Source organism: Psychrobacter sp. PSP (genome assembly GCF_024085615.1).
GTDB classification, from domain to species: Bacteria; Pseudomonadota; Gammaproteobacteria; order Pseudomonadales; family Moraxellaceae; genus Psychrobacter; species Psychrobacter pacificensis.
The window spans coordinates 179,956-197,265 of sequence record NZ_JABLTF010000019.1 but is presented as its reverse complement, the minus strand read 5'-3'; the positions used below and the strand labels follow the sequence as shown (position 1 = coordinate 197,265).

The 17,310-nt window shown below is 44.9% G+C and carries 11 protein-coding genes; 6 read left to right on the top strand and 5 right to left on the bottom strand.

What is annotated here, in order from left to right; genetic code table 11:
• Nucleotides 1-230 precede the first annotated feature (230 nt).
• On the bottom strand, nt 231-1,130 hold the full coding sequence (locus HL061_RS09730; protein WP_240365533.1) for a CBS domain-containing protein: 900 nt from the start codon (nt 1,128-1,130) through the stop codon (nt 231-233).
• 263 nt (nt 1,131-1,393) lie between these two features.
• Here HL061_RS09730 and HL061_RS09725 point away from each other — a divergent pair, with 263 nt between their 5' ends.
• Entirely contained in the window at nt 1,394-2,698 is a 1,305-nt protein-coding gene (locus HL061_RS09725) for a DUF4105 domain-containing protein (RefSeq protein ID WP_252962776.1), read from the top strand.
• A 47-nt stretch (nt 2,699-2,745) separates the two neighbouring features.
• Here HL061_RS09725 and HL061_RS09720 read toward each other — a convergent pair whose 3' ends face one another.
• A complete protein-coding gene (locus tag HL061_RS09720; RefSeq protein ID WP_290127465.1) occupies nt 2,746-3,339 on the bottom strand; it encodes a YcgN family cysteine cluster protein in 594 nt (197 codons plus the stop codon).
• A 160-nt stretch (nt 3,340-3,499) separates the two neighbouring features.
• Between HL061_RS09720 and HL061_RS09715 the strand changes: the two genes are divergently transcribed.
• The 4 genes from HL061_RS09715 to HL061_RS09700 all read left to right on the top strand — a co-directional run bounded on the left by HL061_RS09715 (nt 3,500) and on the right by HL061_RS09700 (nt 9,795).
• A complete protein-coding gene (locus HL061_RS09715; protein WP_252962775.1) occupies nt 3,500-4,237 on the top strand; it encodes a dienelactone hydrolase family protein in 738 nt (245 codons plus the stop codon).
• Between the two features lie 171 nt (nt 4,238-4,408).
• Nucleotides 4,409-7,519, top strand: a complete 3,111-nt coding sequence (locus tag HL061_RS09710; RefSeq protein ID WP_252962774.1) for a DUF2339 domain-containing protein — start codon at nt 4,409-4,411, stop codon at nt 7,517-7,519.
• Between the two features lie 125 nt (nt 7,520-7,644).
• On the top strand, nt 7,645-8,601 hold the full coding sequence (gene ylqF / locus HL061_RS09705) for a ribosome biogenesis GTPase YlqF (RefSeq protein ID WP_093071276.1): 957 nt from the start codon (nt 7,645-7,647) through the stop codon (nt 8,599-8,601).
• Nucleotides 8,602-8,730: 129 nt separating this feature from the next.
• On the top strand, nt 8,731-9,795 hold the full coding sequence (locus tag HL061_RS09700; RefSeq protein WP_252962773.1) for a P-loop NTPase fold protein: 1,065 nt from the start codon (nt 8,731-8,733) through the stop codon (nt 9,793-9,795).
• A 21-nt stretch (nt 9,796-9,816) separates the two neighbouring features.
• On the opposite strand, the gene HL061_RS09695 is transcribed toward HL061_RS09700, so the two are convergent.
• Nucleotides 9,817-10,743 carry an IS30 family transposase gene (locus HL061_RS09695; RefSeq protein ID WP_025643743.1) on the bottom strand — a complete coding sequence of 309 codons (927 nt, stop codon included), beginning with the start codon at nt 10,741-10,743 and terminating at the stop codon, nt 9,817-9,819.
• A 574-nt stretch (nt 10,744-11,317) separates the two neighbouring features.
• Here HL061_RS09695 and mutY point away from each other — a divergent pair.
• A complete protein-coding gene (gene mutY / locus HL061_RS09690) occupies nt 11,318-12,604 on the top strand; it encodes an A/G-specific adenine glycosylase (protein WP_093071223.1) in 1,287 nt (428 codons plus the stop codon).
• Nucleotides 12,605-12,716: 112 nt separating this feature from the next.
• On the opposite strand, the gene HL061_RS09685 is transcribed toward mutY, so the two are convergent.
• Together HL061_RS09685 and rapA are read right to left on the bottom strand one after the other, a co-directional pair.
• The gene (locus HL061_RS09685; protein WP_223334074.1) at nt 12,717-13,619 is read right to left on the bottom strand and encodes an acyl-CoA thioesterase II; all 903 of its coding nucleotides are present in this window, start codon (nt 13,617-13,619) and stop codon (nt 12,717-12,719) included.
• 373 nt (nt 13,620-13,992) lie between these two features.
• Entirely contained in the window at nt 13,993-16,896 is a 2,904-nt protein-coding gene (gene rapA / locus HL061_RS09680) for an RNA polymerase-associated protein RapA (protein ID WP_252962772.1), read from the bottom strand.
• Nucleotides 16,897-17,310: the final 414 nt, after the last annotated feature.

Below are 17,310 nucleotides of genomic sequence, written 5' to 3'. Positions count from 1 at the left end.
TGAGACAAAACCCAAGCAAAAACTGACTGCATAATGCTCTATGCAGGACCACAAATAAAATCCACCCATGATACCAGTCAAAACCCATCAATGGGTAAATTTACGTCGCGAAAGTCTCATACCAAAATGCAAAAGGCAGAAAGCAAAAAACACGATGGTTCATCGTGTTTTTTATTGGATATGCTAAGAATGTTTTATCACTAACTATTGATTATGGGAATACAAACAAATTAATGGCTGCCTATCAATATCTGCTGATCCCCATTGGTTTTGGTCAGCTCTAGATTTTGGATAAAGCGCCCTTCCACATCAGTGATGGTGATTTGCCAATCATCTATCACCACGCTTTCACCCTCTAAATCACCAACGAAACCGAGCGCTTGCATGACCAGACCGCCCATCGTGTCGACATCGGTATCATCAAAACGACTGCCAAGCTCCTCATTACAGTCTTCAATCACCGTGGATGCTTGCACGCGCCATGTGTTTGGCTTTTCGGGATCAGGGACGATATTATTAATATCGCTGTCTTCATCGAAGTCATCATGCTCATCGACGATGTCACCAACGATCTCCTCTAACAAGTCTTCCATGGTAACGACACCACCAAAGTTGCCAAACTCATCAACGACGATCGCCATATGCACTTGCGTGCGCTGCAATGAGCGCAGCAGGGTATCTGAACGAGCTGTTTCACTGATATATAATGGCTGGCGCACCAAGTCTTTTAGACGTTTGCTATCGATTTTGTCTTCTTGATTGCGTACCATGTGCACCAGAATAGGAATCAAATCTTTTGCCAATAAGATACCAATGACCGCATCATCATCTTGACTATCAAAAACAGGATAGCGCGAGTGCGTCGTATCAAGAATGATGTCCATCACTTCGTCAAGGCTAGTGCTTTCGTGCAGACCAATCACTTGCGGCCTTGGCGTCATGATTTCGCGCACTTGTGTCGCCGGCAGATCGAGCACGCCTTCTAACATATCGACCGTATCGGGCTCTAAAAACTGGCGCGAGTCTTGTACCAGACGAATCAATTCATCACGGGTTTCGGGGGCGGTCGATAGCCAGCGTTTTAAGCCGCGCATCGACCAACTACTCGGGCTGGGAGTGTCGTCAGACATGGTGGTGTGATTTAACCTCTTTAGTTAATGGCAATTAGAATAACCGTTCATAAAATAAGTAGAGCCTAGATGGGGACAAAAGCGCCAAATAAAACAGCGAGCTTATCATTATCTGTGTAGCAAACAACAGACATACCAGCACAATTTAGCTTCACTTTATCGCAAGCCTCACCGACATTCAACGACAAATTCACTCAAATTGTATTGTCAGTGTGTTATAAACTTTGCTATGGTCAAAGCCATTATTTATCAAAACAAACCTTATGTCGCTACGCTCCGTTTTTTACCGCTTATTATCGTCGCGTTCACGCAGCCAGCTTGCAGATAGCCATTCTGTCAGTCGCGATTTGGACAACATATCAGCAGATAACAAACCACCAAGACCGACATGGCGACATCGTCTTGTTATTTTTTTGATTGCTATCACAATATTGCTATCAGCAATATGGTTGCTATTAGCGATTTGGTATCAGTACGGGATAAGCTCTGTACTCACTTGGCTTGCAACACTCATCATCGTGGGTATATTAGCTGCGCTGCTAAGTATGCGTTATTGGCATACAGTCACAAAGATACTGCTCAGTGACTCATTGTCTAATAAAAAATCAATTCATAAAAACACAGCGACTAGATACCTCATTGGCTTATATGGAGCAACTTGGCTCATAGGTCTAGGCTGGTTTTTTTCTATCGAACCCCAGCAAGATCGCGACTGGATGGCTGAGGTCGACCAGCAAGTGGCTTATGAGCGCGATGCAACCAACCCTGATTTGATTACCTTAACCAATGTCCGTAATTTTGATTGGCGCACAGACGAGGACGCCACAGAGCATTGGGAGACGCGCACGATTGATTTATCTAAACTCTCTGGCGTTGATGTAACCAACTCTTATTGGATGGGGCCACTGATTGCTCATACTTTGGTCAGTTTTCGCTTTGAAGACGATAGACCACTTGCCTTCTCATTTGAGATTCGTAAAGAAAATGGCGAGTCTTTTTCGGCACTGGCGGGATTTTTTAGACGGTATGAGCTGAGCCTGATTGCCGCCGAAGAGCGCGATATTATCTATACGCGCAGCAACGCGCGTGGTGAGCAAGTCTATCTGTTTCCTATCAGCAATTTGCAGCAACATGAGGTGAGATCGTTGTTTGTATCTTACCTAACGGCAATGGATGAGCTCAATACCAAACCCGCTTGGTACAACACATTGACGAGTAACTGTACTAATATTATCTTTTATATGGCGCGTATCGTCAGTGGCGAGCGTTTGCCATGGGATTATCGGATTTGGGTCTCTGGGTGGCTGCCAAACTATCTATACGATGTCGGTATGCTCGACGCCAAGCCCAACAGCGGCGCGCAGAATTGGTCGATGGATACTTGGTACGAGCGCACTCATATCAATCCAAAAGTGCGTGGTTTTGATAATTTAGCAGGCAGCAGCGTAGTCAATAGCCGCGAGTTCTCCAAGCAGATTCGTCAGGATATTCCTATCCCGCCATTGGCTGACTCAAAAGCGGCAGCTGAAGCCAAAGCACAATTTGCGGCGCAGGCCGCCGCGCCATAAACTCACTACTCGCCATAAACTAATGATAAGAGTCTAAATGGATACCGCTAGGGCTGTACCCATGTCACCACCCGCTCCTCCATCTCTTCATCTGTCATACCAACCTCAGAGACACAGCGCCCTGCCACCCCGACATTGGCCGCGCGCATCTGCTGCTCGGTGCGCGCCGCATCGCCAGTCAATAACAAATGCCAACTTGGGAGCTTCTGCCCTTTATACAAGCGTTTATAGGCGCAGTGTGATGGTAGCCACATCATGTTGGGCAGGTTTTCCATCGTGAGCTGAATACAGTCAGGCACATACTCTTGACGCGTGGCATAGTGCTGACAATGACCCGTCGCACAGTCCATCAGCTGACAGGTCACATCGGTATACTCAACCAACGCTTCGGCGTCATCATCATCGATATATTTGATCAGGCAGCAGCTACCGCAGCCATCACACAAAGCCTCCCATTCATGATGCGTCAGCTCTGATAAGGCAAATCGTGACCAAAACTGCGGGCGTAGTGGCTCAGACCTAGAACCAGTGTCAGCATTATTAGGAAATAAACTTACCGACTGCTCAAGCTTAGCATCCGGATTGACGCCTGAATGCAAGCCTGATTGTTCATCATTTTTGTTTAAGAAATTTATAGTCATAGGGTCGCAGTAGCGTTTTGATAAAGAGCGTTACACTATTATAGCTGTTTTTGCTAGAGATGGGCGTTAAGGTAGTACGAGTTAGAAAACGAACCATCACAATGACAAATAATCAAAACGACGAATAATCAAAACTCATAACATAAAAAAGGACAATCCTATGTCAGTTAAGACTTTCGAGTTAATCAGTACCACCGAAAATGGTGTTGAACTTATCAGCTATGTGGCGCTACCAGAAGACGCATCGGAAGAAAACCCAGCGGCTGGCATCTTGGTCGCACCAGAATGGTGGGGCGTGGTCGATCATCCAAAATCAGTAGTAGAGCGTTTGGCAGAAGCAGGCTACGCAGCAGTTGCAATGGACGTTTATGGCGAAGGCAAACTCACCACCGATGCGGCGCAAGCTAACATGTGGATGGAGCAAGTGCTTGATGATCAAGACATGCTGATGGCACGCTGCCGCTTGATTTTGAACGACTTTAGCGATCAGTTATCAGTTGACGGTGACAATCTAGGCGCAATCGGTTACTGCTTCGGTGGTAAAGTTGTCCTAGACATGGCTCGCGAAGGCATGCCGCTAAAAGCGGTTGCTACCTTCCATGGTAACCCAACGCCAAAACAACCAGCAGACAAAAACTTTAAAGCAAAAGTATTGGTCGCGCACGGCCGTGATGATTCAATGGTATCAATGGACGCCATCGAGGGCCTAAAATCTGAGCTGGATGCGGCCGATGTCGACTACACTATCGATGTGTATGACAATGCCAAGCACGGCTTTACCAACCCCCATGCCGATGAGCGTGCAGCCAAAAACGACGTCGATCTCGGCTACAACGAAGCTGCCGCCAAGCAAAGCTGGGATAATATGCTTGAGTTTATGAAAGCCAATTTGGCATAAGAACCATTTGATATAAAACTCATAAAGAAGGGCAGCTTAACTATTAAGCTGCCTTTTTATTTTCAGTCTTGTTTTATTGATGAGCTTTTGGGTAAGTAATCAGAGCGGTCTTGTGCTTCTTAGCAAATCACGTCATTATCACATTACTATCAATTGGATTGAGCGACGAAGATGTTATATCTATTGGTAACCCAGTTGGGTTGGCTGGCCTTTACAATTTTATTGATCGTGGTAGTCGCGCTATACACCAAGATAAAGCGAGAAATCACGTATTTGCGCCGCGATGTGACAAATCTACAGGCTGAACTTGAGCAGCAAAAAAATCGCAGTATGAACGCTTCATCTACCCATTTGGCTGATGAGCGTGTTTATACGCGCGCGAGCGCTAGTGAAGGCAATACTACTAAAAATGATGCTGCTAAGCATGCAATTTTTGATTCACAACAGCGGTCTATAGATAATCTTTCAACGCTGTCATTTACATCATTGCCACCACCACTGCCTGTTACTACGCCAACTCCGACCAAAAATAAAATAGCAAATGCGCCGATTGAGCCTGATGAACGCTCACTACCTATTGTGACGTCGCTCATTCATTCAATCAAAAACTGGTTTTTCGGTGGCAATCTCGTCGTTCGGGTCGGCGTATTGGTGCTGCTAGTAGGCGTGGTGCTACTGCTGCGGTTACTCAGCGAATATATCGAAATTTCAATTACCACAAAGCTTGTAGCAATTGGCATCGCGGGGCTTGCGTTGGCAGCACTTGGGTTAAAGCTCACGGCAAAACGCTTTTCGTATGGGATTACGCTACAGGGCGCAGGCTTAGCGATTACATATTTGAGCACCTTTTTTGCTTATAGTGTTTATGAAATCATACCAAGTATTCCAAGCTTTATTGGGCTTGGATTATTGTCTGCTGTGACCATTGCCCTTGCTGTACGCCAAAACGCTTTTCCGCTCGCGTTGTTAGCGTTGTCTGGTGGATTTTTTGCGCCGATTTTGACCAGTGAAGATACTGGTAGCTTAGTCGCCTTATTCAGCTACTACCTATTATTGAATGTCACGATTGCTGTGATTGCTCATTATCGTCCATGGAAGATACTGAATCTATTTGGCGTAATTGTCACGTTTGGATTGGCCTACTATTGGGGCAGCACGCAGAATCTTGATCCAATTATTGAGACGCAGCTTTGGCCATTGGTTTTGCTTATTACATTGCATTGGTTGCTTTACTTGTTTGTCGTCATTCGTTACGCGCAGCAAGTTATTGCCTACAACGCACTTAGCGAAAAAGCCCTTAGCCATATCGATAGTACAAATAATATCAAGCGTTTAGATAAAGCTACCGTAGGCAACAATGCCTATTTATTTCCCATCGATACTGGCTTACTGTTTTCAGTACCGCTTCTGTCTTTCGGCTTACTTTCTGCTTTACTTGATAAGATTCCTAATGCCTTGACCATCACTAGCGCGATTTTGGCGACTGTCTACCTTGGGCTGGGCTGGTTGTTTATCCAGCGCAGTGAGCGCTATGCTTTAATCACTGAAGGCATGCTGGCTTTAGGATTTGGGTTTTTGGCGCTGGTGATTCCGCTGGCGCTAGATGCGGAATGGATTGCCTTTGGTTGGTCAGTACAGGGACTTGCTCTGGTTTGGTTTGGCAGGCGTTCATTGCGGTCGTGGTCGGTGTTATTCGGCTTACTATTACAGCTCGTCAGTATCGGCATGCTCGTGACCACAGCGATATTCTCTAGCAACGACTATCCGGTTTTAGCCTTTAGTATTTCAGCAATTGCTTATCTGGCGACCGTTTTTATCTTACGCGCTAGCAACTCTCCTACGATATTAATGAATAAGCTAGATAACAGTAATAGTCAGAATCATGACGCTGTAATGCCTTCTACCATAAAGGCACAAAAGCGTGGCAACCCATCAGATACGATGACCAATTATACTCATGCACTGGGTATCAATGATCAAGCGGCGCAGCAATGGCTGAACGCTATCAGTCATCAAAGCCATGCGTTCAAACTCGTTTGGCACAGTCCTGAATTAATAAAGTTTTTAACATTGACAGCGATAGCGTGGATGCTACAAGTGCTGATACTTGATTTGCATCATTGGTTTGATAGTTGGCAATCAGATACGACAGTCATTGCGCTGTCAGCACTCATCAGCCTGGCCGCCTATTGGGTCATCAACCGTTATCGTCCGTGGGCGGAGATTAGACAGCTGAGTCGTGGATTATTGTTATTGTTTTATTTCATGCTAATACTGCAACTGCCACAAAAATTCGAGCGAAATCTAACATGGGCAACAGCGGAATGGCTGGTATTCATAGGCTTGATAATTGGCTGGTTACTGATAGGCCAGCTATGGCTAAAAACATGGTCTGATACTAAAAACACGGCACGTTATACTGAGGTAAGCTGGCTCGGTACAGGGCTGTTACTGATTGTTGCGGCTGCGCATTATAGCCTACCAGACTCTGATGGCGTGATGGCTATCTTGTTTTCAGCGGTACTCATATTATTGGGGTTATGGCTCAATCATCGTGATCTTAGTCAAAATGAAGAAAGCACCTCGACTAATAAAGTTTCAGAACACGGTCTGCTGTATTGGTTTAACTGGCAACAGGCCCTATTAGGTTGCGCTGCCATTTTTGCTCCCATTGCCCTACTTTGGGTTGTTCTTACCAATTGGTATTATGACGGTATGATTTGGGGACTGCCCTATTTTCCATTATTTAACCTATACGACATCACCTCATGGCTGACGCTATCGGTTGGTTTTAGTCTGTACTATATAAGCCAAAAAAACCGCGATGAGACACTTATCGGAGCAAGTACAACTGCCAAATCTAAGCGCATATTTACCGCTGAGAATCTGCTAATCATATTGGGACTGATCAGTTTTTGGTTAATCTCCAGCATGTTGGTCAGAACGCTACACGCCTTTATCGGCACGCCACTTTGGGACGGTGCTCAGGGCGGTGCATGGAGTAGCGAGCAAGTACAAACAGGACTGACAATTTTATGGACGCTCTTAGCCTTGGTCGCCACCATCCTTGCCAGCCGCTATTGGCAGCGCGCGCTTTGGTTTATGGGGATTGGTCTACTTGGCATTGTCGTACTCAAGCTGGTCTTGGTCGATTTGTCACAGACCGAGGCGATTTGGCGAGTCATATCTTTCCTTGGCGCAGGTAGTTTGATTCTGCTCATTGGTTATTTGGCACCCTTACCACCAGCGTACGAGGAAACAGAAAACCATACTAAAGAATAGTGATAGATTTGGTCGAGTGAAATTGTCCCGTGAGCAAGGTGGTTCTGTAGTAAACTGGACACCATTAGAAAGTAAACATTGATTGTTTTACTTTTAGCATTTTTTATAAAAGGTTATGAAAGCAGATGGATAAGAGAGCAAGTATTCAGTGGTTCCCTGGGCATATGAACAAAGCCCGTAACGAAATCAAAGAAATCATGCCGCAGATGGATGTGGTCATCGAGGTCATCGATGCGCGTATTCCCTATAGTAGTGAAAACCCAATGGTTGCTGCACTGCGCGGTGAAAAGCCTGTTATCAAAATCCTGAACAAAGCTGACCTTGCCGATCCTGAATTGACCCAAATCTGGATGGATCATCTTGAGCAGCAAGATGGGGTTAAAGCCATTGCTTGCGACACTGAAAAAGCCAATGACGTAAAACGCATCATCGCCATCTGCAAACACCTCGTCCCCAATAAAGTCGGGACTGGTCGTCAAATCAAAGCGATGATTATGGGTATTCCAAATGTGGGCAAATCAACGCTGATCAATACGTTAGCAGGTCGCGCCGTGGCAAAAACAGGCGATGAGCCAGCGGTAACCAAGTCGCAACAACTGATTAAGCTTGACGATGACATCATGCTCTATGACACACCCGGTATGCTCTGGCCAAAGGTCGAAAACGAAAACTCTGGCTATCGTCTGGCAGCGACGGGCGGTATCCGTGATACCGCTTTTGATTTTGCTGATGTCGCCAGCTATACCGCTGAGTATTTGATGCACGCCTATCCTGAGTTGCTAAAAACCCGCTATAAAATTGACGAGTTACCCAAGACCGATTGGGAGTTCTTTGAAGTGGCAGGTCGTAATCGCGGCTGTGTGCGTTCGGGCAATCAGGTCGACACCTACCGTATGTCTGAGATTCTCATCAATGAGCTACGTAGCGCAAAAATTGGTCGTATCACGCTAGAAACACCAGCGATGATAGAAGCAGAAGAAATCGTCGTCGCCGAACAACGCATCGCTGCTGAAGAAAAGAAAAAAGCCCGCGAGGAAGAAAAACGCTTACGTCGTCTAAAAACGCGGAAGAATCGGAAGTAGGTTTGGTTCAAGGCTCATTACTCAAAAAATAATTGCCTATATAAAAGCCCTTGTGGGCTTTTTTTATGTCTTTATTCTCTGTATAACATAAGTATCGTATGTCAAAAATACAAATATAGAGAATAAGTAATGACAGATTACAATTTAATGAAAGATTTCACTTTTCATGAAAGAGATGAGTTTACACGTGAGCCTATCGCTGAGAAAATCATTAAGCTATTAGATTCAGATATTGAAGTATCACCACTTATCATTGACGGTAAATGGGGTACAGGAAAGACAGAGTTTTGTTTTAAACTAAAAAATCTGATTGAGGAGAATAATCCGAATGATTATAAGGTTGGTTATGTAAATGCTTTTCAAGCTGATCATGCCAATGAGCCGCTCTTAACACTTATAGCTGAGGTGGCTAGTTTTTACGATGAAAAAGACGACAAGCGAAAGAATTTTATAAAAAATGCAGTCCCTTGCCTAAGGCTTATTTCTGGTATAGGTCTCAAAGCAGGATTAGGATTTGCATTCGGTAGATATGCGGCAGATATTCCTGATGCACTAGCAGACGGAGTGGAAGAAATAAAGGATGGGTCAAAATCTCTTATCGACCAGTCACTTGAGTCTATGATTAAAGATCAAGTAGAAGCGGAAAAGAATTTATCGACATTGCGCGATGCTCTATCAGATATTGCTTCCACAAACCCTATCATTTTACTCATTGACGAGCTTGACCGATGTCGTCCAGATTTTGCAGTGATGATGTTAGAGACCATCAAGCATGTGTTTGATGTAGATAATGTACAAATTATATTAATTACCAATGCTGAGCAGCTTAAAGCCACTATAAAACATAGCTATGGTAGCGAAACGGACTCGCATAGTTATCTTTATAAATTTTTTAAGTATCAAATCAACCTACCAACGACCAATAAAGATGAAGAAAACCGTTCAGTTAGTAATAATGTGACTTATTTTAGAAGAGTTATACAGGACAGTAATGTAATTTCACAAGAATTTAAAGAAAACAAACTTATCTACCAAATCCCATTGTTTATTGATATTAGCACGCTATCGCTTCGGAATATTGAACAGGTTATACGTTGTATAGAGACGTTGATAGTTTTTGAAGATAAAGAAAAAAGTCAATCTTATGTAATCGAGCAAGTTTTAATGGTCTTCCTATCTTTTTTATACACTTAGATTAACACACCAAGTGCAACGCTAATTAATATTATAGAACGCCTGCATAGGCGTTTTAAACCCTAATCGTTTTCTTGGTCTGTTGTTTAGTTTGTTCTCAATGTCCTGTATTTCATTATCAGAGACTTGTCTAAAGTCACAACCCTTAGGCAAGTACTCTCTGATAAGGCCATTGGTATTCTCGTTGGTTCCTCGCTGCCATGACGCATAAGCATCGGCAAAGAAGAAAGGGCTAAAGAGCTTTTGTTTCACCTTCTTATGCTGAGCAAACTCTTTACCATTGTCAGAGGTAATGGTCTTAACCTGCAACCTCACTGGCGCTAAGAGTTCTATCATTGCCTCTGATACTTGCTGTGCTGTTTTATGACCCACACGCTTCATCTTCAGCAGCCCCGTTTTACGTTCAACGAGCGTGACAATCGCTTGCTTGTGATGCTGACCGATAACGGTATCCGCTTCCCAATCTCCAATACGTGAGCGTTCTTCAACAATACAAGGGCGCTCATGAATCGAGACTCTGTCATTGATACGGCCTCGAGTCTCAGCGGTTAGACGCTGCCGGTATGGTTTTCCTTTACGTCTGAGACACTGCCACAATGTACCGCCCTGCCTCTTATCACGCCAAATATAGCGATAAATGCTCATATGACTGATACCAGCATGAACGCCAGATATTTGCTCAGGACTCCAGTTCTCTTTAAGCTTGTCTGTCACCCATGCCCAGAGGTCAGTCACAATAGTTGTGGCGTTGTTAGCCCGTCTGTCACAAGCCTTGTTATTAGCATGCTTTGCTCGGTAACCTCGTAGGCTTTTATTACGCCTAAGCTCTCTTGATATGGTACTGGGACTTCTGTTTAACACCCTCGCTATAAAATTAATACTATGTTTTGCCCCTTTAAGGGCATAAATCTGGTATCGTTCACCTAGGCTTAGATGTGTATAGCTCATGGTTGCAATCTCACTTTGGTCGGTGGATAAAAACTTTGATGCTAGCGCATCTAGGTCTTTTTTTCACCTTGCATTTGGTATTGCACTTCATGTGTTAATCTAAGACAGATTAAATAATAATGTTTTAGAAGAAATAATATATAGAAGATTGGACTCTTCAAATTTTTATAGTTTGATATCAACTCGTAGTTTTAAACTTCCTCAATACTTTCGTGAACAAAGCGTTATCACATTACAAGAGTTGATAACTATAATATTCGATAGGTATTTTACTAGTAGTCGTATAAAGCTTCCAAATGACCATTGGGAACAAAGAGATACAATTATGACGCTAAGAAAGAATTTAGATCTTTATGAGCTAAAAGATAGCGTTGACAACCTGATTCAACATAATAGTAAAAATTCATCAATTCATCATTATATTGATCATACTATAAATAACCTTTTACTTTTCGATATCGTTAAGTAGTTATTTTTATTATATTATTTAATAGCATTGCGCCAAAGTTGGGTCGTAGCAAATACGTATATCAGGTATAATTGTTTACCTTCAAAAAATCAAATATAAGAGCCTATGACCCAGCCAACTGCTAACTCTATACCTTCTGAAACCAACTTTAATCACTCTAAAACATCTCTAAACTCCTTCGCCCCGCGCCTACTCGATTGGTTTGCCGAAAACGGTCGCCATGATTTGCCGTGGCAACAGCACCAGACCGATACGCCCAATCCTTATGTCGTTTGGTTATCCGAAGTGATGCTTCAGCAAACACAAGTGACCACAGTACTGCCCTACTTTGCGCGCTTTATGGACACCTTTCCGACCGTGCAAGACTTAGCCGCTGCTGACTGGGATGTGGTCGCCGAGCATTGGGCGGGGCTTGGCTACTATGCACGCGCGCGTAATTTGCATAAAGGCGCAAAGCAACTGGCCGAGATAATTGACGAGACCGGTGATTTTCCGCAGACGCTAGCGGACTGGGAGGCGATTTCGGGCGTTGGGCCATCGACCGCAGGCGCGATTATGGCGATGGGATTGCATCATTATGGCGTTATCTGCGATGGCAATGTCAAACGGGTGCTGACACGTTGGGCCGCTATCGACGGCGACATTACCAAATCTGCTACGACGAAAGAGTTATGGGCATTAGCGGAGCGTTTAACACCGACAGAGAACTCAGGACTGTTCGCACAAGCCATGATGGATATGGGCGCAACGTTATGTATGCGTAGCAAACCTGCTTGCCGATTATGTCCGCTACAAGAAGATTGCTTGGCACATGCTGAGGGACGCGAGACTGATTATCCTGTCAAAGCGAAAAAACAGCCCAAACCGAGTAAGTTTAGCGATGCATTGCTGATAGAAAATATAGACTGTGAAATATTGTGGCTACAACGCCCTGATAACGGCATTTGGGGCGGATTATGGAGCTTGCCATTACAGTTCGTAGAAAAAATTGATGGTAAAGCAAATAGCAAGATAACTGGCAAAAATACTGCTAAAAAACCAGTCACGAGCGACGATAAGTCATCAAGCTTGGCAAGTGGCGTGCGTAGTAATGAAAAAGTCTATGAGACAGAGTTCACCACTGCTGAGCAAATCATTAATGAATGGCTAATAAAGAATGAACTGGTAACCGAATCAGTTAGCAATACCTTATTAGATGACGCCCCTATCAAGCACTCATTGACGCATTTTCATTGGTATTTAACACCGCGCAAACTCACTGTCGATGCTGCGCAAACGATAGAACTCAACGAGAAACTAGCAGCAGCTGAGATTGATTTTAAATGGCTCACCGAACAAACAGCACAAGACAGTCTAGGATTGCCTCGTGCGATGATTAAAATCTTAGAATAAAAATTAGTGTAAAAAACTGGCATAAAAAAAAGCGACTCATTAACTATAGTGAGTCGCTTTTTTATGATGACAAGATGACAGTAGCTAACAATAAATAGCGCTAAGGCTAGGGTTAGGACTTTGGCACACGCAAGCGCATTAGGCCTTCTTGTTGCACGGTGGCAACCAGTTTGCCATCTTGCCAGAACTGCCCATGGTTCAGCCCTTTTGCATTGGACGTGGTATCACTCCACATGTCATAGAGCAGCCAATCATTCAAATCAAACTCACGGTGGAAGTGCATAGAGTGGTCAATACTAGCAGCTTGCAATCCGCTGGTCATAAAGCTTACGCCATGTGACATCAGCCCCGTGCCCACCAAGTAAAAATCAGACGAAAACGCCAAAAGCGCTTGCTGAATCGCCACCGGCTGATTGCCTAGCTCGCGAATACGTAGCCAGTTGGCTTGCTTAGGTTTCATTGGTTCTGGATTGATCGGATTGCGCGGTTTGACAGGCTTTATCTCGACATGACGGCGGCGCATAAACCGTGCCTTGAGCGCATCTGGTACTTTGCCCACGTACTCTTCTTTTAAATCTTGCTCGGTCAATAGATCTTCTGGCGGTGGATAAACAGGCATGTCTTCTTGATACGCAAGGCCATCCTCCATGGGAGAAAACGACGCAATCATCGAAAATATCACTTGCTCAATAGGCGCTTTACCGCGTACTTCTTTGTACTGAATAGCCGTCACTTCACGGGCAGATAGACTGCGACCATCACGTAGACGGCGCACTTGATAGATCACTGGTTGATTGATATCACCGCCACGCAAAAAATACCCATGCAAAGAGTGACAAGGCTTGTCTTGATCTAATGTATGCGCTGCTGCCATGATCGCTTGGGCCAGTACTTGCCCGCCAAATATACGACTGCCCACATAATCATGGCTCTTACCCTCAAAGACATCGGGGGTAACCTCAATAAGCGCGATTGTAGCCAGCAGCTCATCAATCAGTTGTGAATTATCGGACATGACAATATGTTTCCTTATTTTTATCAAACACGCTCAGCATCCAAAAGTAAGCATCTAACAATCTCGATGCCATATAGCCGCTGCGCTTGAATTTAAAATAATATGAGATCGCTTGCGGAAATACACAAGAGAGACTTTAGAACAAACACACAGCCATAGCTCATCAGGCCATGGCTATCTGTTCATTTTCGATAGAAAAGGTAAATATCTTACCCAATATTGTTGGCTTTGACTAGTTACTGTCAGCTTACTCATAAGTATTGCTTAACGATTTGCGATAAAAAATCGCATCTACTTTACTCGTCCAAGCAATCTCATTCATAAAAAAACGAGATGTCTAACAACATCTCGTTTTTGACAATCATCTAAAAGTTTATGGCTTCACTGCTATCAGTACGCGAATAGAGTCCGGCACTAGCGATAAATTACCAAGCGCTTGCTCTCCTTGAGCCTTGAGCTGCTCTAGGCGCTCAATCTCTTCGGGGCGTACATTTGGATTAATGGTCTGCAAGTGCTTGAGACGTTTGATCTCACGTGACCACTGCTGACTAAAGCGCGCACTTGCTTGTTCACCAATCTCCGCGATTTGCTCACGTGCGATGTCTTCAGCCTCGTAATACCGCTGCTCGATCACATCGCCGCGCACTTTGATCACTTGACGAGCACGGTTTTTGTCCAAGCGTTCCACATGCGGCATGATCATATCAGCACTGATACGAGCGGACAAGTCACTACCCTGCTCACTGATAAAGACACGGATATTTTGCGTGGTCAATGTCGCTGGCAGATTGAGCACTTTTGGTGCGATGGCTTCGATACGGAAGTTTACTTCTAGCAGTACCATCCCTTGCGGCACAGCGGCGCTTTTTAGCATAGCCACTGTCGTATTACCAAAAGTGCTGGTACTGGCAAGCTCATAAATAGCGCGCATCAATGGATGCTCATGCGTAATAAAATCGATATCTTCACGCTGAAGCGCTTGCTCACGCTCAAAAGTCAACGTCATACCATCTTCATCACCAAGCGGCAAGCCATCGATATAGTCGCTGATCTCAGTGCTATCAATCGGTGCGATGACCCACGAGCCATCACGCTGGATATTATGGTCGATATTGGCAGAGGCAAAGAAGCGCTCAATGAAATGCGGCAACAAATTATTGCCATCAAAGTCACGCATGGCATCCGCAATACGTCCAGCGACACGCGGACGACACGAGTTGTACTCTAGCAGACGATCACGGCCCGCTTGTAGCTGCGCCTCTAAGCCCAAACGCGTCTGTAGCGCCTCATCAATGATGTCTTGTAAGATAGCATTGTTATCCGCAGTATCCGCGCCTTCAAGTACAGGCTTGAGCTCTTGGATATACTGCTCTTGCACGCTTTGTGCCGTTGGTGATATTTGGTTAAACATATTCAGCGCATCGTTATACCAATGATACAGACGCTCTTGCGCCGTGCCCTGTACATAAGGCACATGCAGCATGATCTGCTGTGTCTGACCGATACGATCTAGACGACCGATACGCTGCTCCAAAGTATCTGGGTTTGCCGGTAAATCCCAGAGTATCAGTTGGCTTGCAAACTGGAAGTTACGACCTTCAGAGCCAATCTCTGAGCATAATAATATTTGTGCGCCTTCACTATCCGCGAAAAATGCTGCTGCTTGGTCACGCTCAAGCAGGGTCATCTGCTCAGTAAATATAGCGGTTTTGATGCCGGCATGCAGACGCAATACAGCTTCTAAGCTCTCTACTGTCGCGCCACTGCGAGCGATTAGCAGTACTTTTTGCTGCTTAAGCTCACCGCGTAAGATATCAACCAACCAAGAGACGCGTGGATCATCTTCTAGCCAACCACCGTCGGGCTGGTTTTCTTCGCCCCACAGCTGCTCACGCAGTTTGCCCGTGGTTTGGTAGCTATCAACCCATGCGTCAGGCAGGTGCAGTGGATATGGCTGATGGCTTCGTCCATAAAACCCTTTGACACTCTCACGAGTATTGCGAAATAAGATACGGCCGGTACCATGACGGTCCAGTAGCTCGTTAAGGGCATAAGTACGCAAGCGCTCATCGTCATTGATTGCGCCCAGCTCATCCATACTAATGTCTAATAAATGGCTCAAAGCTGCAATTTGCCCATCACTCAGTGGCTTGTCTTCTATCAAGACGCCAGCGACGGCAGCGGTTTCGGCAAAGGCTTCTTGCCCATCAATAAACTCATCCAAATCATCAAAGCGATCAGGATCTATCAGGCGCAAACGGGCAAAGTGACTCTGCGCGCCAAGTTGCTCTGGCGTTGCTGTCAGTAGCATCACCCCAGGCGTCTCTTCAGCAAAGTCAGCAATCAAATCGTATTTGTCATTGCCGCCCTGCTCTTCATCCCAGTGCAAATGGTGCGCTTCGTCGACGACCAATAGATCAAAGCCCGCTTCCATCGCCTGATCGTACAAATCAGGATGATCAAGCAACAAATCCATGCCCGCGATGATGCACTGCTCAGTGGCAAAGACGTTTTGCTCAGGATCATGTTCTTTGATCGCAGCTGTGCGCACCAAATCAAACAATGCAAAATTCAGATTAAAACGACGACGCAGCTCAATCATCCATTGATACTGTAAGCTGTCTGGCACCAAAATCAAAACACGCTCAGCTTTACCCGTTAGTAGCTGCTGATGGATAATCATGCCCGCTTCGATGGTTTTACCAAGACCTACTTCATCAGCGAGCAGGACACGCGGCGCGATACGCTTACCGACTTCGTGTGCGATATAGAGCTGATGCTCGATGATATCGACACGCGCGCCCATCAACCCTTTGAGTGGATGGCCTGCCAATGCTGATTGCATACGCAAGATATCTTGGCGCAGCTCGTACCAATCGCCGCGTTCGATACGACCAGCGAGCAGACGCTCAAGCGGCTTGGCTAGCGTGATATTGGCCGCAAGGCGCGTCTCCATTATTCCTTTAGAAGCAGTGCCGCCCTCGTGCTCATCGACGCTATATTTGAGCACACCCATGACTTCATCGACAGCATTGACTGTATAGCTTTTGCCATCTTGGTCATAGATCGTATCGCCAACCTTAAACACCACGCGCGATAGTGGCGCAGAGTTTTTTGCGTAGACGCGCGTCTCTTCACTTTGTGGAAATAAAATATGCACACATCGATCATCGACATCGATAACCACACCTAAGCCAAGCTCAGACTCCGTATCAGATAAATAACGTTGGCCAACGGCGAATTCAGTACTGTGCAATGAAGCAATAGAGATAGTCATAAGGCGATGTCTTTTGTACTCAGATAATTAAAAATTAGATAGCAATGGTGGCTTGCGATAGCAGTCAGGTTAAAAATGAGGCAAATCGTTAATAGATGCAAACGCAGTGTCATAATGTTAGTGAAACCAATAGCCAAGCCTTACCATTATATAACGTTAGCGGCTAGATGAGTGCGTTAAGTTCAATTTTCAAGAGGCGGCTTATGATACCCATGACTTTATAAGGTCTTTGGGCCCAATCAGGCTCAGTAAATCCGCCCATGATATAAATTACTTTGTTTTTAAACGCTTATCACCACTTAGCCAATATTTAATGGATTCGTTTTTGACTAAAAATGCCAACGTGCTACATTAAGCCGATAACGATTCATTTGACAACTATTTCTATCTATAGGACAACAATAAATAAGGAAT